The organism is Halomonas sp. GFAJ-1 (genome assembly GCF_000236625.2).
Lineage (GTDB): Bacteria > Pseudomonadota > Gammaproteobacteria > Pseudomonadales > Halomonadaceae > Vreelandella.
In genome coordinates this window covers 1-23,507 of sequence record NZ_AHBC01000032.1, presented here as the reverse complement: position 1 = coordinate 23,507, position 23,507 = coordinate 1, and the positions used below count along the sequence as shown (strand labels likewise).

22 protein-coding genes, 1 pseudogene and 2 riboswitches are annotated in these 23,507 nt (G+C 54.0%); of the genes and pseudogenes, 11 read left to right on the top strand and 12 right to left on the bottom strand.

The features are described from left to right. The first annotated feature begins 142 nt into the window (after nt 1-142). From MOY_RS09155 to MOY_RS09145, 3 genes are all read left to right on the top strand, one after another. Nucleotides 143-823 (top strand): transglycosylase SLT domain-containing protein, encoded by a 681-nt coding sequence (locus MOY_RS09155; protein WP_009098923.1) that lies wholly within the window; start codon nt 143-145, stop codon nt 821-823. A 133-nt stretch (nt 824-956) separates the two neighbouring features. After that, nucleotides 957-2,945 (top strand): methyl-accepting chemotaxis protein, encoded by a 1,989-nt coding sequence (locus MOY_RS09150; protein WP_009098922.1) that lies wholly within the window; start codon nt 957-959, stop codon nt 2,943-2,945. 119 nt (nt 2,946-3,064) lie between these two features. Beyond that, nucleotides 3,065-3,436 (top strand): hypothetical protein, encoded by a 372-nt coding sequence (locus MOY_RS09145; protein WP_009098921.1) that lies wholly within the window; start codon nt 3,065-3,067, stop codon nt 3,434-3,436. Nucleotides 3,437-3,446: 10 nt separating this feature from the next. Here the strand turns inward: MOY_RS09145 and MOY_RS09140 are convergent, their stop codons facing one another. After that, complete coding sequence (locus MOY_RS09140; protein WP_009098920.1) at nt 3,447-4,355, bottom strand: methyl-accepting chemotaxis protein; 909 nt, start codon at nt 4,353-4,355, stop codon at nt 3,447-3,449. A gap of 3 nt (nt 4,356-4,358) precedes the next feature. Here MOY_RS09140 and MOY_RS16950 point away from each other — a divergent pair. The 3 genes and pseudogenes from MOY_RS16950 to MOY_RS09130 all read left to right on the top strand — a co-directional run. Beyond that, a pseudogene (locus MOY_RS16950) lies at nt 4,359-4,532 on the top strand (alkene reductase); the annotation flags it as partial. A gap of 155 nt (nt 4,533-4,687) precedes the next feature. Next, nucleotides 4,688-5,155, top strand: coding sequence for a TspO/MBR family protein (locus MOY_RS09135; RefSeq protein ID WP_009098918.1), 468 nt, complete (start codon nt 4,688-4,690; stop codon nt 5,153-5,155). A gap of 26 nt (nt 5,156-5,181) precedes the next feature. Further along, nucleotides 5,182-5,778 (top strand): cell division protein ZipA C-terminal FtsZ-binding domain-containing protein, encoded by a 597-nt coding sequence (locus tag MOY_RS09130; RefSeq protein ID WP_009098917.1) that lies wholly within the window; start codon nt 5,182-5,184, stop codon nt 5,776-5,778. A gap of 4 nt (nt 5,779-5,782) precedes the next feature. Here the strand turns inward: MOY_RS09130 and MOY_RS09125 are convergent, their stop codons facing one another. The 3 genes from MOY_RS09125 to MOY_RS09115 all read right to left on the bottom strand — a co-directional run bounded on the left by MOY_RS09125 (nt 5,783) and on the right by MOY_RS09115 (nt 9,260). Then, nucleotides 5,783-7,372: an ABC-F family ATPase gene (locus MOY_RS09125; protein ID WP_009098916.1), complete on the bottom strand. Its 1,590-nt coding sequence runs from the start codon at nt 7,370-7,372 to the stop codon at nt 5,783-5,785. Between the two features lie 83 nt (nt 7,373-7,455). Continuing rightward, nucleotides 7,456-8,322 (bottom strand): sirohydrochlorin chelatase, encoded by an 867-nt coding sequence (locus MOY_RS09120; protein ID WP_009098915.1) that lies wholly within the window; start codon nt 8,320-8,322, stop codon nt 7,456-7,458. 23 nt (nt 8,323-8,345) lie between these two features. Next, nucleotides 8,346-9,260: a histone deacetylase family protein gene (locus MOY_RS09115; protein WP_009098914.1), complete on the bottom strand. Its 915-nt coding sequence runs from the start codon at nt 9,258-9,260 to the stop codon at nt 8,346-8,348. Nucleotides 9,261-9,298: 38 nt separating this feature from the next. Between MOY_RS09115 and MOY_RS09110 the strand changes: the two genes are divergently transcribed. Together MOY_RS09110 and MOY_RS09105 are read left to right on the top strand one after the other, a co-directional pair. Further along, nucleotides 9,299-9,883, top strand: coding sequence for a gamma-glutamylcyclotransferase (locus MOY_RS09110; protein WP_009098913.1), 585 nt, complete (start codon nt 9,299-9,301; stop codon nt 9,881-9,883). Next, nucleotides 9,880-10,803 (top strand): DMT family transporter, encoded by a 924-nt coding sequence (locus tag MOY_RS09105; protein ID WP_009098912.1) that lies wholly within the window; start codon nt 9,880-9,882, stop codon nt 10,801-10,803. The genes MOY_RS09110 and MOY_RS09105 overlap by 4 nt, the downstream gene beginning before the upstream one ends. Here the strand turns inward: MOY_RS09105 and MOY_RS09100 are convergent. Then, nucleotides 10,778-11,071 carry a hypothetical protein gene (locus MOY_RS09100; protein ID WP_009098911.1) on the bottom strand — a complete coding sequence of 98 codons (294 nt, stop codon included), beginning with the start codon at nt 11,069-11,071 and terminating at the stop codon, nt 10,778-10,780. The genes MOY_RS09105 and MOY_RS09100 overlap by 26 nt on opposite strands. A gap of 131 nt (nt 11,072-11,202) precedes the next feature. Then, nucleotides 11,203-11,293: riboswitch (glycine riboswitch) on the top strand. A gap of 8 nt (nt 11,294-11,301) precedes the next feature. After that, nucleotides 11,302-11,409, top strand: a riboswitch (glycine riboswitch). A gap of 59 nt (nt 11,410-11,468) precedes the next feature. On the opposite strand from MOY_RS09100, the gene MOY_RS09095 reads away from it, so the two are divergent. After that, entirely contained in the window at nt 11,469-12,707 is a 1,239-nt protein-coding gene (locus tag MOY_RS09095; RefSeq protein ID WP_009098910.1) for a D-amino acid dehydrogenase, read from the top strand. A gap of 55 nt (nt 12,708-12,762) precedes the next feature. Here MOY_RS09095 and MOY_RS09090 read toward each other — a convergent pair whose 3' ends face one another. After that, complete coding sequence (locus MOY_RS09090; protein ID WP_009098909.1) at nt 12,763-13,665, bottom strand: GGDEF domain-containing protein; 903 nt, start codon at nt 13,663-13,665, stop codon at nt 12,763-12,765. 377 nt (nt 13,666-14,042) lie between these two features. Here MOY_RS09090 and MOY_RS09085 point away from each other — a divergent pair, with 377 nt between their 5' ends. Continuing rightward, nucleotides 14,043-14,399: a DUF6482 family protein gene (locus tag MOY_RS09085; RefSeq protein WP_009098908.1), complete on the top strand. Its 357-nt coding sequence runs from the start codon at nt 14,043-14,045 to the stop codon at nt 14,397-14,399. Nucleotides 14,400-14,481: 82 nt separating this feature from the next. On the opposite strand, the gene MOY_RS16945 is transcribed toward MOY_RS09085, so the two are convergent. Then, nucleotides 14,482-14,637, bottom strand: coding sequence for a hypothetical protein (locus MOY_RS16945; protein WP_009098907.1), 156 nt, complete (start codon nt 14,635-14,637; stop codon nt 14,482-14,484). Nucleotides 14,638-14,752: 115 nt separating this feature from the next. Next, a complete protein-coding gene (locus MOY_RS09080; RefSeq protein ID WP_009098906.1) occupies nt 14,753-17,452 on the bottom strand; it encodes a bifunctional diguanylate cyclase/phosphodiesterase in 2,700 nt (899 codons plus the stop codon). Nucleotides 17,453-17,572: 120 nt separating this feature from the next. On the opposite strand from MOY_RS09080, the gene MOY_RS09075 reads away from it, so the two are divergent. Then, nucleotides 17,573-19,192 (top strand): sensor domain-containing diguanylate cyclase, encoded by a 1,620-nt coding sequence (locus MOY_RS09075; protein WP_235803686.1) that lies wholly within the window; start codon nt 17,573-17,575, stop codon nt 19,190-19,192. 13 nt (nt 19,193-19,205) lie between these two features. Here MOY_RS09075 and MOY_RS09070 read toward each other — a convergent pair whose 3' ends face one another. The 4 genes from MOY_RS09070 to MOY_RS09055 form a co-directional block, all read right to left on the bottom strand. Next, a complete protein-coding gene (locus MOY_RS09070) occupies nt 19,206-20,510 on the bottom strand; it encodes a TRAP transporter large permease (protein WP_009098904.1) in 1,305 nt (434 codons plus the stop codon). 30 nt (nt 20,511-20,540) lie between these two features. Continuing rightward, nucleotides 20,541-21,104, bottom strand: a complete 564-nt coding sequence (locus MOY_RS09065) for a TRAP transporter small permease (protein WP_009098903.1) — start codon at nt 21,102-21,104, stop codon at nt 20,541-20,543. Between the two features lie 70 nt (nt 21,105-21,174). Next, the gene (locus MOY_RS09060; protein WP_009098902.1) at nt 21,175-22,158 is read right to left on the bottom strand and encodes a TRAP transporter substrate-binding protein; all 984 of its coding nucleotides are present in this window, start codon (nt 22,156-22,158) and stop codon (nt 21,175-21,177) included. Nucleotides 22,159-22,175: 17 nt separating this feature from the next. Continuing rightward, a complete protein-coding gene (locus MOY_RS09055; protein WP_009098901.1) occupies nt 22,176-23,165 on the bottom strand; it encodes a LysR family transcriptional regulator in 990 nt (329 codons plus the stop codon). Nucleotides 23,166-23,507: the final 342 nt, after the last annotated feature.

The following is a 23,507-nucleotide window of genomic DNA, read 5'->3' as shown; positions in this document are numbered from 1 at the left end:
TATTGATGTAAATTTATTCATAAAAGCTTATTCATAAGAACTTATTTATAAGAACTTGGCATAATTACTTGCCCAGAATAACCTTCTAATAAGAATGTGCTTATATAAATTTTTCTGAAATACTTATCCACAAGGATTTTCCATGTACTGCCCTGTTGATCGTTTTGATACGCGCTCCCCGTCTATGCCCACAACGTGGCGACTATGGGTAATCCTAGGCCTTGTGATGTTTCTTTCAGGCTGCGCCACGCTTGCACCTAACCCGCCGCAGGATCAAAGCAATATCTGCGAGATATTCCGCGAGCAGCCTAGTTGGTACGACTACGCCCGAGACTCCCAAGAGAAGTGGGGCACACCCATTGCAACGCAAATTTCGTTTATTCAGCAAGAATCATCGTTTCGAAGCCACGTGCGCCCAGACCGAAAGCGCTACCTAGGCTTCATTCCTGGCCCTCGGCCGTCTTCCGCCAGAGGCTATGCCCAAGCGCAAGATCCTGTTTGGGGCGAATACCGTGACCAAGCAGGCAGCACCTTTGCACGGCGCACCCATATGAAACATGCCACCGACTTTATCGGCTGGTACAACTCCCGCACCCGCGCCCAAACGGGCATTTCACTGAGTAATCCTGAGCACCTTTACTACGCCTATCATGAGGGAGCAGGCGGCTACCAGCGGGGCACCTATCGCAATAAATCCCACGTTTTACGCTCAGGCAGCCAAGTGGCCGCACGGGCAAACCGTTATCAAACGCAGCTCAATAGCTGTGAAGCAGAGTTTCAGTGTCGACGCTTTTATCAAGTGGGTCCGTTTTGCAGGCGTTGAAACAGACTGGCTGATCTCAGGTAAAGTTGTCATCACGATGCGCCGATATCTACCACATACGCACAGGGAGCTAGAAATATACCAAGCGCTATTTCGCTAATAGCGGTCTACTGACTGAGTAGGAGCACCTATAATGACAACACGCTCAACTGACTTTGCCGAAGGCAATACAGCGAACTCAGAAAACGGATTTTCTAACACGACAACGCAGCAACCTAACCGCCGCATCAGCTTTCGCACCCGGTTAACCAGCTTGATCATTGGGCTGGTACTGCTATCTGTCACCGTTGTGGCAAGCCTCGTCTATTTGCAGTATCGCCACGCGTACACTCAAGCTACCGTAGAGCGGCTCCAAGGCACTGGGCAAATGATGAGTGAATCTTTCACTCAGTGGCTTAATGCTCGGCAAGATGATATGCGCTATATCGCTAGCCTTGATGCTGTGCGCTCCGTAGACGTAACGCAGATTGACCACCTCATCGCGCAGATGGCGGCACAAGATGGATTCTATGACACAATATTTTTTGTGGGCGTAGACGGAATAGGTGTTTCTGGCGTGAGTTATGACAATGGCGCTCAGGTTCTTACGCCTGAGCAAGCAGCTCAATTCGACGTAGCAGACCGCGCATGGTTTCGGCAGGCCATCCAAGGTGAAATGGTGTTTTCTCAGCCATTGGTATCACGCGCTACAGGCAACCAGGTTAGCAACGTTGTCGCACCCGTATTTGATATCAATGATAATGTTGTTGGCGTGGTAAGGGCTGCCGTAAGGCTAGATGTACTGTTTGAGCGCATGACCCGCATGTCGCAAGGGAATAATGCCAATACTTACCTACTCGCCAGCGACGGCACTCCAGTGACCCCCATTGCCGGTTTGAATGGGCAAGATATTACCCTCGACACACAGGCTGCTAATGCTATTGCGAATGGGGAATCTGGTGTTGGCCAATATAACGATGCCACAGACAGTGCCGTTATTGGCAGCTATACCTACCTGCCAAGGCTAGATTGGGGGCTGGTTGTGGAAATCTCTGAGCAACAAGCATTGGCTAACGTAAATAGGGTGTTTTGGCTTCTCGTCGCTACCACCAGTGCTATTGTCGTGTGTGCCTTGCTGTTTAGTTTATGGGTAGTACGCTCAGTAGTGAACACACTGGGCGGTGACCCACAAATCGCCACCAATATTGTTAAGCGCGTTGTAGCGGGAGACCTAACGACAGCGGTGCCCGTCAAAACGGGCGACACCACTAGCCTGCTCGCCCACATCGCTGAAATGCAGCGTAATCTGCGCCAAATGATGGCGGATATAAAAGGCACGGCGGACTCAGTCAACACGGCCAGTAACGAGATTGCCCAAGGCAATGATGACCTTGCCAGCCGTACTGAAGAGCAGTCCTCTTCACTTGTTGAAACCGCATCCAGTATCGAGCAAATGAGCGCAGCCGTTCGCCAAACGGCTGACTATGCACACCAGGCAAACGAACTAACGCTTGCCCTGGATGAACAAACACTCACGGCTAACCAAGTGGGCGAACAAGCCAGCCATGCGATGCAGGCGATTAAACAAGCCAATCTACAGGTTGTGACGATAGTGGAGTCTATTGACGCCATTGCATTTCAAACCAACCTGCTGGCCTTAAATGCATCCGTCGAAGCGGCCCGTGCAGGTGAACATGGGCGTGGATTTGCGGTCGTTGCCGATGAAGTGAGAAAGCTGGCTAAGCGCTGCGCTGATGAGGCAAGCCAAATTCGCGAAGTGGTCAACAATAGCGCCGTGAAAGTGGACGAGGGTGAAAGCTTGGTTGCTGACGCGGGGCAACACTTATTAAGCATTGCGCAAAGTGTTAAACGCGTCACAGAGTTTGTTGGTGAAATCTCCACGGCCGCAAGCGAGCAGTCCAGTGGCATCGATCAGATTAATCAAGCCGTTAATCAACTCGAAGAAGTGACCCAGCAAAATGCTGCGCTCGTAGAACAGGCCTCAGCGGCCAGCCAATCGTTAAATGCGCAAGCCGCTGAATTAACAGCCCTACTGGAACGCTTCCACCTTGAAGAGAGTGTGAGTAACGCGACTCAAGCATCGTTGACAACTGCATCAAAGCACCGGCACACACAGGTATAACGGCCCGCAATTGACAGTGCCATGGAGTGGCGCTATCGTTACTATAAATGAAAATGAGAAACACTCTCTATAACCCGCACCTTGGTAGATAAAGAGTCGTTGAGGTAAAGGGAAATTACATGACCAGTGAGCAGCGCCAGCTTCGTCAAACACTGCTTTTTTTGCGAACCTCTTTCGAAGCCATTCAGCATTCGATTGCGGGGCGTCTAGATGACCCGCTGCCCTGCTGGCTGGATACCAGTATGCTTTCGATGCTGTCTCGGGAGTTGACCCGCTGCTGCGAGCACGCCAACCCGCTGTTTACGCCCTCCGTTACCGAGCAGCTTTATATCGCCTCGCAACAGTGCGATTTACTTCTCAAACAGTGCCCAGGTGTACTCAGCAGCACCGTTTGTTATCGCCAACTGGGCGCTATTATGCTTCCGCTGACCAACGCTATCGAGCAAACCAACACGCCCGCCAAGCGCCGCTGGCCTTGGCTGCGGCGCTAATGGCAAAACGCTAGAACATCTCCCACTCATCCACTGCTGCCTCGGCCCTTTTTACGGGCTTCTTCTGGGAATGCGTATGCTCGGCGGCGAATAGCGCGCGCTCTTCTTGCGGAGATGAGAGGCTCTGCGGTGTAGAGAGAAGCTGCTGGCCGTCAACCACTTTGAAGAAGGCAACCGCGCTTGCAAGATCCCGGGCTTGGTCTCCCAGGGAGGCCGATGCGGTAGCGGTCTGCTCTACCAGCGACGCGTTCTGCTGAGTAACATCGTCCATCTGGTTAATCGCAATGCTCATTTGATCAATGGCGGAGGTCTGCTCGTCGGATGCCCGGCTAACGTCCTCCATAAGATCCGACACCTTGCCGATGTTCGTCACTATCTGTGCCATTGAATCACCAACGGCTTTCACTAGGTCACTGCCCTGCTCAACCACACTGTTATTCTCGGCAATCAGGCCTTGAATTTGCTTGGCCGCATCGGCGCTGCGCTGTGCCAGGCTCCTGACTTCTTGGGCCACGACAGCAAAGCCACGCCCTTGCTCCCCCGCACGGGCAGCTTCGACTGACGCATTGAGAGCAAGAATGTTGGTTTGGAACGCAATCCCGTCGATTAGCGAGACGATACCGCTAATTTTTTCCGAACTGTGGTTGAGTTCATCCATTTTATTAACGGCTTCTTTGACTTTTTCGCCGCCGTAGCTCGCCGAACGGCTGGCCGTATGCGCTAGCTGGTTCGCTTCGCCGGTGTGCTGGGTATTATTTTTTACCGTCGCGGCCACCTGCTCCATACTGGCGGCAGTTTCTTGAAGGCTTGAAGCCTGCTGCTCAGTACGCTGGGAAAGGTCAATGTTGCCTGATGAGATTTGGCTTGAGGCGCTGGAGATGGCGACCGCCGAGGCCTGAATACTGCCGATAAGCCCCATAACACCACGGATGCCGTGGCCTTTGGCCGCCCCTATATTGCCAACCCGGATTTAGCTGAACGCTTTCGGGTTAACGCGCCGCTTACCAAGCCAAACCATGAAACCTTCTATGGTGGCAACGAAAAAGGTTACACCGACTACCCTTTTATGGATAACGGCTACGACCGCATCAGCTAAGCTAACGTTAAAAGGTAAGTTAACGTTAAAAGGCTAAGTATTTAGCAAAATAAGCATCACTTCGGTGGTGCTTTTTTTATCTCAACACTTTTATGCCAAAACGCTTTAAAACGCTGCTAGGCTATTGATTCTTGAATTTTACAGTAGGGTAAAGCATGTTAGGTTCGCTGTTCGCATTATTGGTATCGCTGCTGCTGGTAGGCGCCACGGCCACCACCGGCGCACGCTTTCGTCCTGATGGCTGGTACCGCGAGCTACGTAAACCCAGCTGGACACCGCCTGACATCGTTTTCCCTATTGCGTGGGGCATCCTGTATTTATTAATGGCGATAGCCGTTTGGCGTGTTTATATGGCCGATGCGTCGCCACTACGCACGGCAGGCCTTGTGGTATATGGCCTGCAGCTAGTGGCTAATGCGGCGTGGTCGTGGCTATTTTTTGGCCGTAAGCAGATGGGTGCAGCATTAGTGGATATTGCTCTACTGCTGGGTTTAATTACGCTAACGATTGGGTTATTCATTAATGTAAGTGCATTAGCCGCTTGGCTGATGGTGCCTTACTGGTTATGGGTGGCGCTTGCATTAGCACTTAACACATCCATCTTGAGATTAAATAAGGCCTAAGTGCCAAACAATAAGGGTTCAAGCGAATGGACGATACTTCCCTGCCTGTTTTGCTCGCGTTTGCCTCGCTGATATTAGGCATGTTGGCAGCCGCTATTTTCGTGTATATCGTGGTACCAAGACGCCGCCGCGCCAAAGAGAAAGCAGCGGCGGCAACACCTGTGGCGCCAACGCCGCCCCCTGCAGAGCCAGCGCAGGAGCCCGAAGCGCCCCCAGCGCCAAAACAGGCAAAAAAGGTAAAGCAGCACTCGTTGTTCGTCATTTTTTCCCAGCCCGATTCCACCACCGATGCGCGCTTAACCGAGTGGCTGCGGAGTAAGAACGCTCGCTTTGACGCCATCAAAAAGGTGTTTTTAATCGACGGCCAGCAGCCCTCTAACCCTGTTACCGTAGCCAACGCCTTTCCCCCCGGGGATATGCCCGACTTACTCGGTGGCGAGACCCACGAGCCGATTCGCGGCGTTAGCTTACTGGTGAAGCCGCCGCTGCATAAACGCCGCAATCAGCAGATGCACGTTTATGTAGCGCTGGCTAAAGAGATGAACGAAACCTTCAGTGGCGACATGCTCGATGCCGACCGAGAGCCGGCCACCGAGTCTACCTATACACAGATCATTGGCTAATGCTTTAAACCACACCCTGGCTACGCAGGTAGTCGTCATAGCTACCGCTGAAGTCGACAAGCCCCTCAGGCTGCATATCAATAATCCGGGTTGCGAGGCTTGAGACAAACTCCCGGTCGTGGCTGACAAATATCAGCGTGCCTGGGTAGTTTTCCAGCGCTAGGTTCAGCGCTTCGATAGATTCCATATCCAGGTGGTTGGTTGGCTCATCCATTAACAGCACGTTGGGGTTAGTGAGCGTTAGCTTGCCAAACAGCATCCGCCCCTGCTCGCCACCGGAAATCACCTTCACAGATTTACCAATGTCATCGCTGGAGAACAGCATCCGGCCCAACGCACCGCGCACCACCTGCTCGCCGCCTTTGGTCCACTGGCTCATCCACTCAAAAAGCGTGGCATCGACAGGAAAGTCGTCGGTGTGGTCTTGACCAAACATGCCAACCTCAGCGGCGTCGGTCCACTTCACTTCACCAGCATCAGGGTGTAAATCACCCGCCAGGGTTTTCAGCAGGGTGGTTTTACCTATGCCGTTGGGGCCGATAATCGCAATGCGCTCGCCCGCTTCGACGGTCATCGAGAAACGCTCGAAAAGCGGCTTCTCATCGTCGTAGCCTTTGGTAATCGCATCAACATTCACTGCATTGCGGTGAATCTTTTTATTCTGTTCAAAGCGGATAAACGGACTAACTCGGCTGGACGGCTTGATATCTTCCAGCTTGATTTTGTCGATCTGGCGCGCCCGTGAAGTGGCCTGTTTGGCTTTGGAGGCGTTGGCCGAGAAGCGGCTAACAAACTGTTGAAGCTCGGCAATTTGGGCTTTTTTCTTGGCATTATCCGAGTGTTGGCGCTCGCGGGCAGCGGTGGCCGCGGTCATGTAGTCGTCGTAGTTGCCTGGGAACAGGGTAATTTCCCCGTAATCCAGATCCGCCATGTGCGTGCACACGCTGTTCAGGAAGTGGCGGTCGTGGGAGATGATCACCATGGTGCTGCTACGCGCTTTGAGAATGTCTTCCAGCCAGCGAATCGTGTTGATATCCAGGTGGTTGGTGGGCTCGTCAAGCAGCAGTACATCTGGGTCGGAAAATAGCGCCTGGGCCAGCAGCACGCGCAGCTTCCAGCCGGGAGAGACTTCGCTCATCGGGCCGGTATGCTGTTCGATGGGAATCCCAAGCCCCAGCAGCAGTTCCCCCGCGCGGGACTCGGCGGTGTAGCCGTCAAGCTCGGCAAAGCGCACTTCCAGGTCAGCCACTGCCATTCCGTCGGCTTCGCTCATTTCTGCCAGGGAGTAAATGCGCTCGCGTTCAGCAGCCACTTTCCACAGCTCAGTGTTGCCCATAATCACGGTATCAATCACCCGCTCGTTCTCATAGGCGAACTGATCCTGGCGCAGCTTACCCAAGCGCGTGCTGCTATCCAGCATGACCTGCCCGGAAGAAGGCTCAAGCTCCCCACCCAAAATCTTCATAAAGGTGGACTTACCGCAACCATTGGCGCCAATCAAACCGTAGCGATTGCCGTTATTAAATTTGACGGAGACATTTTCAAACAGGGGCTTGGCCCCAAACTGCATAGTGATATTGGCGGTTGCGATCAAGATGTGGGCCCTGGTTAACAGTGTAATTGCGCATTCAAAGGCTCGCGATTCTACGCGCCTTTGAGCAGTGTTACACCTCCCCCCTAGCGTGCATTGTCTCGCGTAGCCGGCAGTTCAAGCAGAAAGCGTTCACCATCAAGCGCTTGGCACAGCCGTGTGTGCAGTATCTCAACAATGTCAGGATGCTCGCCAACCAGCGCGGTCGTGGTTACAGTCAACCCTGGATGGCGCTGTTCAGCGGCGGCGCAAATCTCAGCGATGTCGCCGCCTTCACCCGCATGACGCCCAGGCGATAGAAACAGCATCGCTAAGATGACCGGGTCAGATTGGAATTCCGGCGTATCCAGCAAATGCTCCAACAACGGCTCGTTAAAGCGGTATTCGTCACCTTCACGGCGCTCCATGGATGCTGCCGCGACACAGCTCACTTCATCTGCCAGTAGCACGCTTAACTGCCCAGCCAAACGATTGCGCACGGCGGTGACTTCTGGAATCGGGCTGCCGTGATCCACCAGCGCCACCTGTGGCGTTGTGCCCGCCTGCAGTTTTTCGCGCACGTTATCGGCCAATAGCTTGGCTAAACGCAGGTCGTTATTACCTCGCTCATCTACCAGCGGCTGGGCTACGCGAACGCTCACCTCGGGAAAACGCGCCTGTAGCGCGGCCATGCGCTCTGGCAGGTAGCCGGTCAGCGCTTTGCTTGGCCCAAAGAAGAACGGCAGCACAATAATCTCTGTCGCCCCCTGCTCAGCGCTGCGTTCGGCGGCTGGGCCAAGGGTAATCGCAGGGATGCCGTCGACCTCTTCAGGAGGAATCTTATTGGAGTGCAGCAGTGAGGCCGCCTGCACGGTTTCGCCCAGCTGGTGGCTGAGCTCCAGGGCCACGCGGCGTAGGTTATGGGTTGCCTGGGGCCGTAAAGAGCCGTTATCAACCAGAAAAATAGCGCGCATTAGGTTTCCTATAAATTCTGAATTTAGGCGTTAAACGTCAGCACATCCGCTGCCGCACGGTGCAACTGGGCGTGGCGCCCTGCCAGCGCGAGAATATCCCGGTCATAGCCGCCGCCGATCACCGCCGCCACGGGAATATCCGCGTCATGGCAGCAGCTAAGCACATAGTGGTCGCGGGCATACAGCCCCTGGTTGCTTAATGCTAGATAGCCCAGGCGATCATCTTGATGGACATCAACCCCCGCGTCATACAGCACTGCATCAGGCTGATAAGCTGCCAGGATTCCCGGCAACCATGACGCAAGCTCGGCGAGGTAGGCGTCATCGCCCATTCCAGTAGGCAGCGCAACGTCCAAATCGCTGGTGGCTTTGCGCGCTGGGAAATTACGCGCGGCGTGCATGGAAAAGGTAAACACGCCGGGCACATTAGCAAATAGCCGAGCGGTGCCATCCCCTTGATGAACATCGCAGTCAACGATAAGCACCCGCTCGACCCAGCCTAGCGCCAAGGCATGAGCGGCGGCCACAGCCAGGTCATTAATCAGGCAATAACCGCTGGCGGCATCGGCATGGGCGTGATGCGTTCCCCCTGCTGAATTACAGGCGAGCCCGGAGGTAAGTGCCGCTTCTAACGTTAGCAGGGTACCGCCGGTTTCTAGACGCACACGCTCCACTAGCGCCTCCGACCATGCAAACCCACTGCGCCGCTCGGCAGCACGCGCCAAACGGCCCTGTAAAAAAGCATTCAGATAGTCACGGGTATGCACCCGGGCAAGGGTATTAATGGGTGCAGGCTCAGGTGTTAGCCACTCAATGGGGCACGCCAGCGACTGTTCGCCCAGCAGCTGGCGCAGCAACCTGAATTTCTCCATGGGGAAAGGATGGTTGGCTGGTAAATCAATCGTATAACCCGGATGATGAACAACCGTTAACGCCATGCGCGTGCAGCCACTTTGGTCATAAATGTAAATAGCTTATGTTGCTTGATACCACTGTTTTAAACCAGCAAAGAAACTTCTTCGATGGCCATGAGGATATATGGCTTTTTGGTTACGGCTCGCTGATCTGGAAAGCTGATTTCGAGTACTTGGAGCGCAGACCCGCCTATATCGCCGGCTGGGCGCGGCGCTTTTGGCAAGGCTCCCACGACCACCGTGGCACGCCGGAAGCACCAGGGCGGGTTGCTACGCTAATCCGCGCTCAAGGCGCCCTGTGTCATGGCATGGCATACCGCATTACCCCCGACGTACTGGCACCGCTGGATGTGCGGGAGAAAAACGGCTACCTGCGTGAAAAAGTGCCGCTCACGTTTCTAGGGGAGCGTGGAGAAGCGCAGAAGAGTAAAACGCAAACCGAGGGGTTAATTTACTTAGCCACTGAAGATAACCCTGCTTTTTTAGGCGATGCGCCGCTGGAAGATATCGCCCACCAAATTGCCCACGCCCACGGCCCGAGCGGCTCGAATAAAGCCTACTTGTTGAACTTAGCGCAGGCGCTGCGCGACTTGTGCATCGACGATGAGCACGTCTTTAGCCTTGCCGACAGGATACATAAGCGATGACCCGTCATGCCGTACTCTCCCCTAGCACACCCAGCATCGCTCCTTCGAGTTTAGTGCTTGCCGTCGTCGCTGCCGTGGGCATGGCGACCATTGGCGTTATTTCACGTATTACCGAACTAAGTGCCGAAAGCATTACCTTTTATCGCCTGGGCCTAGGGGCTGCGTTTTTACTTATTTACTTGGTCCTGACAAAGCGCCACGTATCGCTTAAAGCGCTGCCGGGGCGTCACGTGGTGCTTAGCGGGCTGTTCTTAGCGGCATTTATTCTGTTTTACGTGCAGGCCATGAACTACACCCAAATGGCTAACGCTATTTTGATGGTGTATCTCGCACCGATTTTTGCCGCCGTGGTCGCGCATACGCTGTTTGCCGAACGCCTGACGCCTCAACAGGTGAGCTTCATCGGTTTGGCACTGTTTGGGTTTGCCATGATGCAGGAGTTCCGCCTTAACCTAGAAGACCGCCAAGACGTGATTGGGATGGGGTTTGGCCTTGCGGCTATGCTGGCCTACAGCGGCTTTATCCTCACCAACCGCCGTTTACCCCGTCACTTAGATGACCGCACCTGCGCCTTTTGGCAACTGTTGGTTGGAGCGCTGGCGATTCTTCCGTTTGCCCTATGGCAGCCCGACGGGCTAACCGCCGCTACCTGGCAGTGGCCGTGGCTATTGGCGGCGGGCTTCGTACCGGGCTTTTTAGCGCTGTTGTGCGCGGTTATGGCCATTAACCGGCTGCCTACCGCCCTTTACGGTACGTTAGCCTACTGTGAGCCGGTGGCCGTGGTGATCTTTGGCTGGAGCCTGTTTGGTGAAGCACTCACGCCGCTTCAATTGGCCGGGTGCTCGCTGGTGCTTGCCAGCGGTATTGCCCAAGCATGGCTAGGCGGTCGGGCAGCTACACCATCAACCACGACAGGATAACCAAGCCCAGCACAATACACACAATGGCGCCTAGCAAGGCGCCTCGCAGCAGCGCACGAACCCCGCGCCACAACAGCCAAAGGCCGATCACTAGCACAAGAAGACTGAAAAATGAGGCGTTGATACCCAGTGATCGGCTCAGCCCATCGACAAAGTCTTCAAGCGCGCCGAAGAAATTGGTAAATATTGCCAGTAAAAACTCGACGACCGCGCGAATGATATCGCCAATGATTTGTCCCGCTTCACTAAAAAATCCGTTTACCTGCATGCGTCTCGTCCATTGCTCTAAGGTGTGGGGCATTTTCGACCAAAATATCCCCCCTGGCAAAGCAATGCTGCCCGCCCTCTACGACGTTAGCCTTATTCCCATGCAACCTTTAACGCGTTAAAACGTCTTACTCTGCTATCGCGGGAGAGACTGGTGTCCGACACCAGCGCCGAAGGAGCAACGACCCCGGAAACTCTCAGGCCAACGGACCGCGACGGCAAACATCATTACCAGTACGTTCCGAAGAGCGGTTGATGACTGCGTCACTCAGCCCACCGAAGGAGCAAGCGCCTCACTTGATGCGTGAATCTCTCAGGTTCCATGACGGAAGGGGTACGCCTAGCAAACACGCTGCTGGGGGTATCGCCCGACGCTCATACAATCTGTGGAGAACTTCATGCAACGCATTGCAATTATCGGCGGTGGCATTACCGGTATTACCAGCGCCTATGCCCTCGCTAAACGTGGCTTTGATGTCACCGTCTTTGAAAAACACCGCTACGCGGCGATGGAAACCTCTTTTGCTAACGGCGGGCAGCTATCGGCCTCGAACGCGGAAGTGTGGAACCACTGGCCAACAGTGATTAAAGGTATGCGTTGGATGTTGAAAAACGACGCGCCACTGCTGGTCAACCCTCGCCCTAGCTGGCATAAACTAAGCTGGTTTGCAGAATTTATCGCCGCCATTCCCCGCTATGCCGACAACACCACGGAAACCACCCGGTTAGCCATTGCTGCCCGAGAGCACCTATTTCAGTGGGCGAAAGACGAGCAGATCGACTTTGATGTAAAGCAGAAAGGCATTCTGCATATTTACCGCGATAAAGCGGGCTACGACCACGCCGCCAAGGTATCGCAACTGCTGAGCAAAGGCGGGCTAGAACGCCGGGCAGTCACCCCCGATGAGATGCGGGCCATTGAACCTACGCTTGCGGGCAGCTACTACGGCGGCTTTTTTACTGAGAGCGACGCCACGGGCGACATCCACAAGTACACCAACGGTCTCGCCCAAGCGGCGGCAAAGCGCGGCGTAACGCTTAATTACGGCCACCAGATCACGGATATCGGCGCGGATGAAAACGGTGCCTGGGTAACGGCGGCTGTGGATGACGAAACCATCCGCCAAAGCTTTGACAGCGTTGTGGTATGCGCCGGCGTAGGCAGCCGCGCCATTGCCGCGAAGCTGGGCGACCGAGTGAACATTTACCCGGTTAAAGGCTACTCCATCACCGTACAGCTGGATGATGAAGCCTCACAACAGGCCGCTCCCACCGTCAGCCTGCTGGATGACGAAACCAAACTGGTCACCAGCCGCCTGGGTGACGACCGCTTCCGCATCGCCGGTACCGCTGAATTTAACGGCGCAAACCGCGACATTCGCAACGACCGTATTCAGCCGCTCATTCGCTGGGTAGAAGAGTGCTTCCCGGGTGTGAGCACCCAGCGGGTAGTACCTTGGGCGGGCTTGCGCCCGATGATGCCCAACATGCTGCCTAAAGTTGGCCCCGGCAAACTACCTACAGTGTTCTACAACACCGGCCACGGCCATCTAGGCTGGACGCTTTCTGCCATCACCGCCGAAATGCTAGCGGATGCGGTGGATACGTCTCAGGCGGCGTCCGTCGCGTTGCGCTAAGCGATTTAGAAAGGGGCCTGCGGGCCCCTTTATCTTTGCTGGCTGAGTACTAAGATTAAAACTCCACACGATCCCGCCCTTTCTCTTTGGCGCGATACAGAGCGTTATCAACGCGTTTCATCACGCTTTGTTGCGTCTCATGGGGAGTCACTTCAACAACACCCATACTGACCGTCACACTGCCAGCGCCAGGAAAATGGCTACAACGGATACGCTGACGAACTTTATCGGCCAATTTTACGGCCTGGGCTAGCGCAGTTTCAGGGGCGAGAATCATAAACTCCTCGCCTCCCCAGCGGGCACAGTAGTCCGACTCACGTAGGTTCTCTTCTAACAGCTTGGAAAGCGTTGCCAACACTTGGTCACCCACATCGTGTCCTAGGCTGTCGTTAACCGACTTAAAATAGTCAACATCCAACATAATCAGTGAAAAAGGACGTATATAGCGGTTCAAGCGGCCAATTTCGTGCTTCATCAAATAATCAAAGTGCGCTCGATTAATTAGCCCCGTGAGCATATCCGTGGTCGCTAAACGCTTTAGCTCGGCTTCTTTTTCAACCCGCTTAGAGATATCGCGCTGTGTCAAAACCAAGACTTTTTCAGCATAACCGGGCATTTCCATCGCTGTGATACGCCATTCAATAAAAGCAGACGCCACACCAGAAGAGAAATTACCCTCACTCTGATCGACGCCTGAAAGAGAGTCTCCCGTACGCAGCTCGCCTTTCATTAAGGCACCGCCAAGCTGGTCCAGTAACTGCTGATTCTTCACTTCACGGCGAACAATTTTAGGTAACGCGCCAAGCCATTCGTCGCGTTCACCGCCCCAGAAGTGGGCGTACTCCGCGCTAACATCCAATATACGAATGCCGCGTTTAGTGGGCTTACCGCTCAACACAGCAATCGCTTGGTTGCTTGACTCATTTGAGGCGGTTGAGTGGTGTAATGGTTTCAGCATAGTGTTTTCGTCCAATGAATCACCTTCATGCTGCGCTTCGTTGTTCCGCAACAATAATGGATAAACGGAGGCACGCCTTTGCCTACCGGCTGACTAGTACAGCGTTTAGCGTTGCAACGCTATACCACTTACGAAAAGTACTCGCTTTTACGTTACTTACAAATAGCTCACGTTACGCAGTCGCTAATTAGACAGTTGGTTTCGCTCTTCAAAGATTAGCACAAAGGCGGCATCGCACTTGAGAGGCTCTCGTATCCACCGAATTACTGATGCCAACGAAGAAAAGGCACGAGTCAAAGGTTCCAAAAATAGCTGTACAAAAACAAACCAGAACTTATACTTAAACGTACAATACTTCCCGTTATTGAGGCTAAGTCATGTCGTCAACGCTGCCCCCACATCTGACCCTTGAAGAACTCTCTCAGCTTTCAAAAAGCCTACAATCTTCTGCGCCGCTTCCCGACGTAGAGCTGCATGGTCTTGATATGGGCTGGTATATCGTACGGCTGCATTACAGTGACTCGGTTGGTTTACTGGTCGATGCGCAGGGTGAAACCAAGCGTTTTAGCGGCACACAATGGGTCAGCCGCGCACTGGCGCCGCTCGGCTTTACCCACGGTGTACTCACCTGGGCAGATGCCACTGATGAGATGGTTGGCAACGAAACCCCGCCCGTTACCGCTCAACAACGCATGGCTTACGGCGTTCGCGTGGCGTTCGAGACGCGGCACTGAAGCGCTGCTTTACCGCTTAGTATCCGAGCCGCCATATTGGTGGGCATAAAACTTAATTTGGCAGGCCATTCAGCATGCGCCGTCAGTCAAGGCGAACTCGGCCGCTCGCCAGTCTAAGCGCCGCCATAAAGGTCTCTGCATCGCTAATCCAACCTTGCTCTATCATCCATAAATTCCAGCGGTCGCTGCAGTCTCCATCCAGGAGGGTGTCATCAAGATCAAACAGAGCAAGGCGCATAAGGCACTCCTTTTTCGCGAGTTCGGCGGCGCGTAGGGTATGCCAAGGATGATGACAGGACGATGACGCCAGTACTGGAAAGGAGTGTTGCTGCCCTTGTTGCTGTTCAAACGGCTTAAGAAGCTAACCACTTCGCGGCAAACTCATCGGCAGAAAGCGGGTGGCCAAACCAGTAACCCTGGGCTTGGTTGCAGCCCATCTTCGCTAACAGCTCGGCTTGGGCGGCGCTTTCTACTCCTTCGGCCAAGGTTTTCATTTCCAGGTTATCGGCCATAGCAATGATGGTTTGTACGATGGCTCGGTCGTGATGGTTATCAAGCATGTCACGAACGAAGGAGATGTCGATTTTTAGCGCATCAGCGGCAAACCGGCGTAAATAGGCAAGCGATGAGTAGCCGGTGCCAAAATCATCAATAAACAGCGCGTAGCCCGCCTGACGCATGGCTTGGGTAATGATGACCGCTTGATCGGGGTCACGCATAAAATCGCTTTCAGTGAGTTCGAGAGCAATGGCACTTGGCGCTACGCTGGCGGTTAGCTCGCCCACATGCGTCGTCAATTGGGGGTCAGCAAACTGCTGAGCCGACATATTGATCGACAACCTGCCCGGTAGTGGCGTATCGCAAGCTTGCCAATGAGAGAGCTGGCGGGCGGCCTCTTCCAGCACCCAGTCGCCCAGCATGCAAATTAACCCTCGCTCTTCTGCCAACGGAATAAACTCTCCTGGGCTTACCCACCCCCACTCAGCATCGTGCCAACGGCAGAGTGCCTCGGCACCTGTTAACGTGTGGCTGGCGAGGTCAACCTGAGGCTGAAAATAGAGTTCTAACCGCCCCTCTAGGATGGCGAGATGGAGCCGCTCAGTCATCCATTGCCGGCGTTCTAAGGCATGGCGCATGGCGTGGGTATAGGGGCAGTGAGTGGATTCGCCCCTTTTGGCATGATGCAGGGCGATGCTGGCGGCGTTAAACAATTCTCCCACGTCCGGCACATTATTCGGGTAGCGGGCAAACCCGATACTCACATCGAGATTAAACACGCGATGATCTAGCTGAATAGGCTGCTTAATGACAACGCCTAACTCCTTGACGGTTTCCAATACCCGCGCCTCATCGGCCAGCGGTAGCAGTAAGGCAAACTCGTCTCCCGATAGCCGTGCAACCGCTCGCTGGGGGAGTTCGTAGTTCTGTATACGCCCAGCCACCGTGGCTAACAGCTGGTCCCCTACGTAATGCCCATGCAGGTCGTTGATCTCTTTGAAGCGGCGAATATCCACCAACAGCAGTGAAAGGGAGTGCCCTAACGCCAGCGCCTCTTCGCTCATGCTCGCGAGCAGCTCCATAAAGCGGATGCGGTTGGGCAACCCCGTGATGCCATCGGTATAAGCAAGGCGATGCATGTGTCGGTGGTCGCGACGACGCTCTAATTCAGCGGCGGCACCTGTGGAGAGAATCTGCAGCACCGACCGCGCAAATGCATTCGTCGTTAAGGGCTTCCGGTAGAACACCATCATGACCCCAATCGCCTCTCCACGGGCGTTATCAAGTCGACGCCCTATCCAGGCTTTAGCGTGTAACGGTACGCCGGGGAAGTTGAAGGTATCAACGTGATGCACCACGCTTTCTTGCTCTGCGACAACTCGTGCGGCTGGCGTTCCTGACAGCATAAACGTCAAATTATCTAGCGCTGTATGCGACGCTGTCAGACTAACGGTACTCATGGTTGCCTGCCTGAGCTGCGCTTCTATGGCCGCTGTATCGTTACCCCCCACATCAATAGGATGGTTGAGCTGCCCGATAAACCCTGCATCTGCTTCTAACAGCTCCACCAGCGTGGCAATCAACTGCTGAAAGTAACCATCGCCCGCCCGAGACGTGACCGTAGAGGCCACCTGAACCACGGCGCTCTGCACGCGCTGGGCCTCTTGCTGGTCGGTAACATCCGTAATAAAGCCTTCTAAGCAGGCAACCTCACCCAGATCATCAAATACCGCTTGCCCCTGCTCCCACACCCAGCGGTAATCGCCGTTACGGTGGCGATTGCGATACACAATTTGATAAGGGCGCCGCTGACGAATTGACGCTTCTACTTCTTGCTTAAGGCGCGGCTTATCCTCTGGGTGAACAAGGGAGGCGAAACTCACTAAACGGCTGTCCTCCAGTTCATCTGGCCGGTAGCCAATCAACGCCTCGGCTCCCTGGCTTGCCAGCTGAATGGTCCAATCACTATCATTTAAACAGCGGTAAGCCATACCTGGCAGATGATTAAGCAGCGTATTTAAGCGCCTTTCGCTCTCCCGAGACATTAACTCACTGCCCCGCAAAGCATCCTCTGCTTGGCGGCGCCCCAGCTCTGTCCCCGCTTGGGCTGCCGCAATACGAATAATGTCGTTTTCAACGGCTTCAACTTGCATTGGTCGATTATGCAAGATGGCGAGCAAGCCGATGGCAGAGCCGTCTGATGCAAATAGCGGCACTCCCAAATAGCTCTCGGCCCCTAGCTGACCCAGCAGTTCATCTTTAGGAAAGCGCGACTGGACGTCGCAAGGATATAGGCAGGTCTCGCGCCCCACCACCGTTTCGCAGGGCGTACCCAGCAGCGGGTAGGTAAAGTTGGCTTGCAGCTCCCCCGCCGACCAAACAGCCAAGGTGTCTGCTATACGCTCTTCAGTGACAGCCGCAATCAGGACGTGATCGACGCGCAACAGATGGGCCAGCAGCCCCACCAGCGCCTTAAAAAATTCAGGCGTACCGCTTAGCGATAACCCTTCCGCTAGCTGGCGGAAGGTGTCCGCCGCATCATTACGTTTGTGCATATCGCACTCGCCTTATTATTTTGAAGCCGCTAAGCAATATACGCTGTATCGATAGAGCACAACGAATTACTAAGGATAAACAGCAACTTTACGACTTTGCAATGCTCACAAATGAGGACGATGACTCATCATGGGTATATGATTAAAGGCAAAGAACATACCTTGGTGCTCGCCGCCACGCTGATGAGTGCAACGGGAGAAAACATGACAAGCCTTTCAGCAGTGGATAAAACACGCTACACAGCGCTTACTGACGAGCTTCCCTGTTTAGTCAGTCAGGCACTTTTAAAGTGCTCAAGCCTGCCAACGTTACCAGCAGTGGCGTTAAAAATATTAGAGATTGCCCGCACACAGGATGCCACTCTGCATGATTATGCGCAGGCAATTGAGTACGATCCGGCGTTAACCGCACGACTCATAGCGGTGGCGAATAGCGCGCAGTTTATTCGCTCCAGCCAACAACCTGTCGATACCAGCTTTGAAGCCACCCAACGCCTGGGGCTTGATGCCACCCTAGCCACTGTTTTGAGCTTTAGCCTGCTGCGCCACGTCCAAGGGAACAAAACCCAAGTTCGCATTTGGCAGCGCACCATCACTTCAGCCATTGTGGCAAGTCGCTTAGCCCACCAGCTTTGCCCTGAACATAGGGGCAGTGCATTTACTGCAGCCTTGTTGCAGGATATTGGCATCTTAGCGCTGCAGGCAGCTTATCCTCAGAAAGTGGAAAAGCTCTACGCTAATAGTGAGTTGCCCCACCAGCAAATAGCTCGCGCTGAACGGCAACAGTTTGGTTGCGACCACACTTTGGTAGGCGCTTGGCTAGCGGCTAAATGGGGCATGCCCACCTCCCTCGTGGATGCGATTTACCAAAGCCACGATGGCTTTTTAACGGATCAGTTGGAAACGCTATGTGTACGTTTGTCTGGGCCAATTGCCGATGCCTGGCTGTCAGAAGAGCCGGTCAGTGCATTTGCCACCCTGCTACGCAAGCTCTCAGTGATGGAAAGCGCCCCCCTGCTGACGCTCGACAACTTGTTGCACCGCTTGCAGGAAGACTTAGCGATAGCCGCTGAGACGCTACAGCTTGCTCAGCCCATTGACATGGATAGTCATGCACTGCTCATTGAAGCTCAGCAACTGCTTTTTCAGCACACGCTTACCCTTAGCGCCCGGCTTGATGAACAGACCCAGCGCTTAGAAAGCTTGCACCATCACTACGCAACGCTTGAAAAACAGAGCCGTCTCGACCCATTAACCCAGCTAGCCAATCGCGCTTGGCTAGAGGAGCAATTACGGGAGCGCTTTGTATTTTGCCAAGAAAATAATCGAACCATGTCAGTGGTATTTATCGACCTTGATCACTTTAAAACGCTCAACGACCGATATGGCCACCGCATCGGCGACCAAGTACTTGAGCACTTCGGCCACACACTGGCATCACTGATTCGCACGGGTGATTTAGCCGGGCGATACGGCGGTGAGGAGTTTTTAATTATCCTGCCCGACGAGACGGCCCACTCGGCCAAGCTTTTTTCACAACGCATTACCCAGCACCTCCAAGAGCATCCAATGACCAACGTTGACCAACAACCGATTTATGTGTCGGCCTCCATCGGCGTGGCCTGCTTATGTGATGGCGACTTTGGTAATGAACGCGAACTAATAGATGCCGCCGACCAGAGCATGTACTTCATCAAACGCTCTGGCCGGGGCGGCATTGCTACCTATGGTGGGGAGTGAGCATCCCTAACGGCTAACGGTTCATTGCCTGGGGTAGATAGAGCGCAATCTCCGGAAAGACGTGCATTAGCGCAATCGCCAGCGCCATGAGCAGGAAGAAAGGCAGCGTCGCTTTGGTAATCGTAAAAATATCTTTACCCGTTAACCCCTGGATAACAAACAGATTAAACCCTACGGGGGGCGTTATCTGCGACATTTCCACGACGATCACCAGGTAAATACCGAACCAGATCAGATCAAACCCAGCCGCACTCACCACTGGCATAATAATCGCGGTAACCAGCAAGATCAGAGAAATACCGTCAAGAAAGCAGCCCATGATTAGCAGTAACAGCGTTAACGCTATCAGCAGCATGGTCGGCGAAAGCCCCATCTCACCGATGGTGCGCGCCAGCTGCATGGGCACCTGGGTAAAGCCCATGGCGGAGGTGAGAAACGAGGCCCCGGCAATAATAAATCCAATCATGCAGGCGGTGCGCACGGCGGCAAATAGCGAGCTGGTAAAGATCTCGCGGTTAAAGTGACCGTTAAACCGGGCAATCACCATGGATAGCACAACGCCCACCGCCGCCGCTTCCGTAGGTGACGCAAGCCCCCCATAAATCGATACGATGATCCCGCCAATTAGCAGCAAAATAGGTAACAACGCCCAAGTATTGCGCAGCTTTTCAGCAAAGCTCATGCTTGATTCATCAGCGCCGGTTAAGCCGTTTCGGTTACCCTTCAATAATGCCCAGAGAACCAGGTACGTCATAAACATGGCAAGGATCATCAGACCCGGCCCGATACCTGCCATGAACAAGCGCGAAATAGACTGCTCAGTGACCACGCCGTAAACAATCAACACGATAGAGGGGGGAATCAACAGCCCCAGGGTAGAGGCACTGGCTAACGTACCAATCGCCATATTGCTGTCGTAACCTCTGCGCTCAAGCTCTGGCAAGGTCATTTTGCCCACCGTAGCGCAGGTTGCCGCTGACGAACCACACACGGCTGCAAACATACCGCTGCCGATAATATTGGTATGTAGCAAGCGCCCCGGCAACCGGTTCAGCCAAGGGGAGAGCCCCCGGAACATATTGTCAGCAAGCCCAGAACGAAACAGTATCTCACCCATCCAGATGAACATCGGCAGCGCGGTTAGATCCCAGCCGTAGCTTGCGCCCCAAAAATCGGAGGCTAAAATTGGACCCGGTGAAAAGGGGCTAAAAAACTCCAGCGCAATCCAGGCAGTCCCCATCAGTGCGATGGCGATCCACACCCCACTGCCCAGAAGCAGTACCAGGGTAAAAACAGTCGCTAAACTTAGTAGTAACACGGCAGATTCTCCAGGGTAGAAGCCTCAGGCTTAGTGCGTCTCGCTGTCATCAATTGCTGTAGCCTCACGAAAGCTAGAGGGGTCACGAGCGGCGATACGCAGCGCCATAAACAGGGCTTCAGCAAGCGCCAAGCACAGTAGCCCTACGCTGGTCGCCAGAACAGTTTGGGGAATCCATAGTGGAATCGATAAAAAGCCCGATGAGACATCGTTGTACTGAATGCTCTCTCGCGCCAGCTCAATCAAGCCGTAACCGAGCAGCAGGCCGATGGTTAGGGCCACAATCAAGCCAAATACTTCAAACCACACACGAATGGCCGATGGCAACCGCGAAATCAACAGCGTCACGCGAATGTGCGCGTGATGTACGAAAGTGTAGGCAAGCCCAAGAAAGGTAGCACCGACCAGTAAGTAGGCAGCCATTTCTGACACACCCGTGATGCTAAGGCCCAAGCGGCCTAGCCCTACCAAAATCAGCAGCGCGTCAATCAGGCGAAAGGTGACTTGAAGTGCAATTAGCGCACAGATAGCGACCATACATGCCGCAGCACCCCAAGCACCAAGGCGGTAGAGTTTGTCGAATTTAAACGTCATGTTCGTAGCCTCTTAGAGCGCGTAGATGGAAGAGACGGCAAAACGCCGCCTCTTTAACGTCACTAACGGCTTAGTTCGAAAGCTGCTCGCGGTAGGCTTCTAACGCTTGCTTGGCCTCGTCATCAGCACGCGCTTCCCAGTCGGCGAACAGCTCTTCGCCAGCGGCTCGTAACGCATCGGCAACGGTTTCATTCGGTTCAGAAACCGTGACGCCATTGTCAATGAGCGCCGCTATACTGGTGTCATTGTTGTCCCGGCTCATCTGCCAGCCACGCTCTTCTGCCCGTGCGGCTGCTTCCAGCAAAGCGTCTTGTGCAGCTTCATCTAAACGGTCAAAGCTACGCTGACTCATGAACACAATATTTTTGGGCAGCCACAGGTTGGCGTCGGTGTAGTCGGATACATAATCCCAGGCAGCCATGGCGTTGCCGGTCGCGCTTGACGTAATCATGGCGTCTACGCGGCCAGTGCTAAATGCCGTGGGGATGTCAGACTCTTCGGTTTCAGTTGGGCTGCCGCCCAGGTTATTCACGAAGCGCTGGGTATTGATGTTCGGCGCTCGAACGCGTAAGCCTTCAAACTGCGCGGGGTCTGTTAGCGGCTTAGCGGTGTAAATGCCCTGGGCAGGCCAAGCAACGGCGTATAAAGGAACCAATCCTTCATAAGCGAATAGCTCGGTAATCATTGGCTTAGTGGCTTCCCATAAGGCGTAGGCCTCTTCGTAACTACCCGCCACGCCCGGCAACGTGTCAACTTCAAAAATCGGATCATCGTTAGAGAGCACCGAAAGGAACACCTCTCCCGCATCAATCGTGCCCCGGCGTACCGATGGCTTAATTTCACCATGGGAGACTAGCGAACCACCGCTGTGAACCGTAATGGTCAGCTCACCATTGGTCGCTTCCGCCACATCCTCTGCAAACTGCTTGGTGTTTTGGGTATGGAAGCTGGCATCGCCGTAGGGAGTCGCCATTGTCCACTGGGCGGCATGTGCCGTGGCAGCGAGACTACAGGCAGTGGCGAGAAGTAGCGGAGTAAAAATGCGTGTACGCATGGGATAAGTCCTCTTATTCATATTAATGGAGGTGTTGCTTCGGGGGTAAAAACGGAGGCGTTGGGCGGCACCCAGAGCCCAGTAAAATGCGACGTTGCCATTTCCGCGTGCCTAGCGCTTGCATACTGGGTGGCACACTCCTGGGCTAGGCGTCCTACGCTGCGGCAAAAGCGTGGATGGCTGGCGCTGCGCCATATCACATCATAGTTCATTGGCGGCAAAGGCTTGGGCAGCGCGATGCGGTATAACTCCCCTCGTCGCCACTCATCCAGCACCGTGGCCACGGGTAGTGCACCTATACCCAACCCTTCGATGGTTAACCGTACTATCGTCATTAACGTACTAACGCTATGAATACGCGGCTGCTTCAGGCCTTGGTCGGCCAAATAGCGGACAAGCTCTTCATAAGGCCTGGCTAATTTACCAAAGGAGATAAAGGGTAGCGTGCGGCACCACGCATGAGGACGTTCACTGAGCATCTCGGCGTGACGAGGAGCTACAAACATACCCATCTCATAAGGGCTTAGCGTGTCGTACTCAATATGCTCTGGCGATAAGTAGCCATTCATCGCTAATAAAATATCCAGCTCGTTACTCATCAGCCGATCATTCAGCGCAGGCGAGTAGTCAACGGTGAGTTCAATCATCAGCTTGGGGTAGCGCTCGGTAAGGCGCTGCATAAATACCGGAAACCAGCTGTGAACAATAGTTTCAATTGTGCCGAGCCTTAGCGGTGCTGAAAACGCTTCTTCACTATCAAATAGCTTCAGCGCTTCATCGCGCTGTTCCAACATGCGCTCTGCGTGCAAGAAGAACTCCCGACCGCGCATAGTAGGCTGAATTGGCCGGGCCGAGCGCTCAAGCAGCAGCTCTCCCACCGTCGTTTCCAAGCGTGATATACGCTCAGATACAGAGGGCTGAGTAATATGTAAGCGCACTGCCGCCTTACGAAAGGAGCCGAACCGGACTGCCCACACAAACGCTTCGAGTTCTTTAAAATCGAGCATAATCTTGCCTAACCAGCATTTTTACATACATTTTCTAGGATCCTGCACAGGCGCCGATGCACTGGCTTACCTTACCGTTCCATGATGCATCACCTCGCCTATTCAGGCGTTGGCTCTGCGGTGTCTGGCTGGCGTATGCGCTTCTTTTTTGTCTTTTTATTGAAACGCTTTATTTAGTTGATAATCGTATAGAACCTCAGCGTCAACTATTTTTCCACTAAATAACAGCATGATAGAAAGTGCCGATACTTAATATCGCTAAAAACGATTGGAACTTAGCGAGTCAGCTCCATATATTGGCTTTACACTGATAATTAAATAACTGCGATCACTATATTAGCC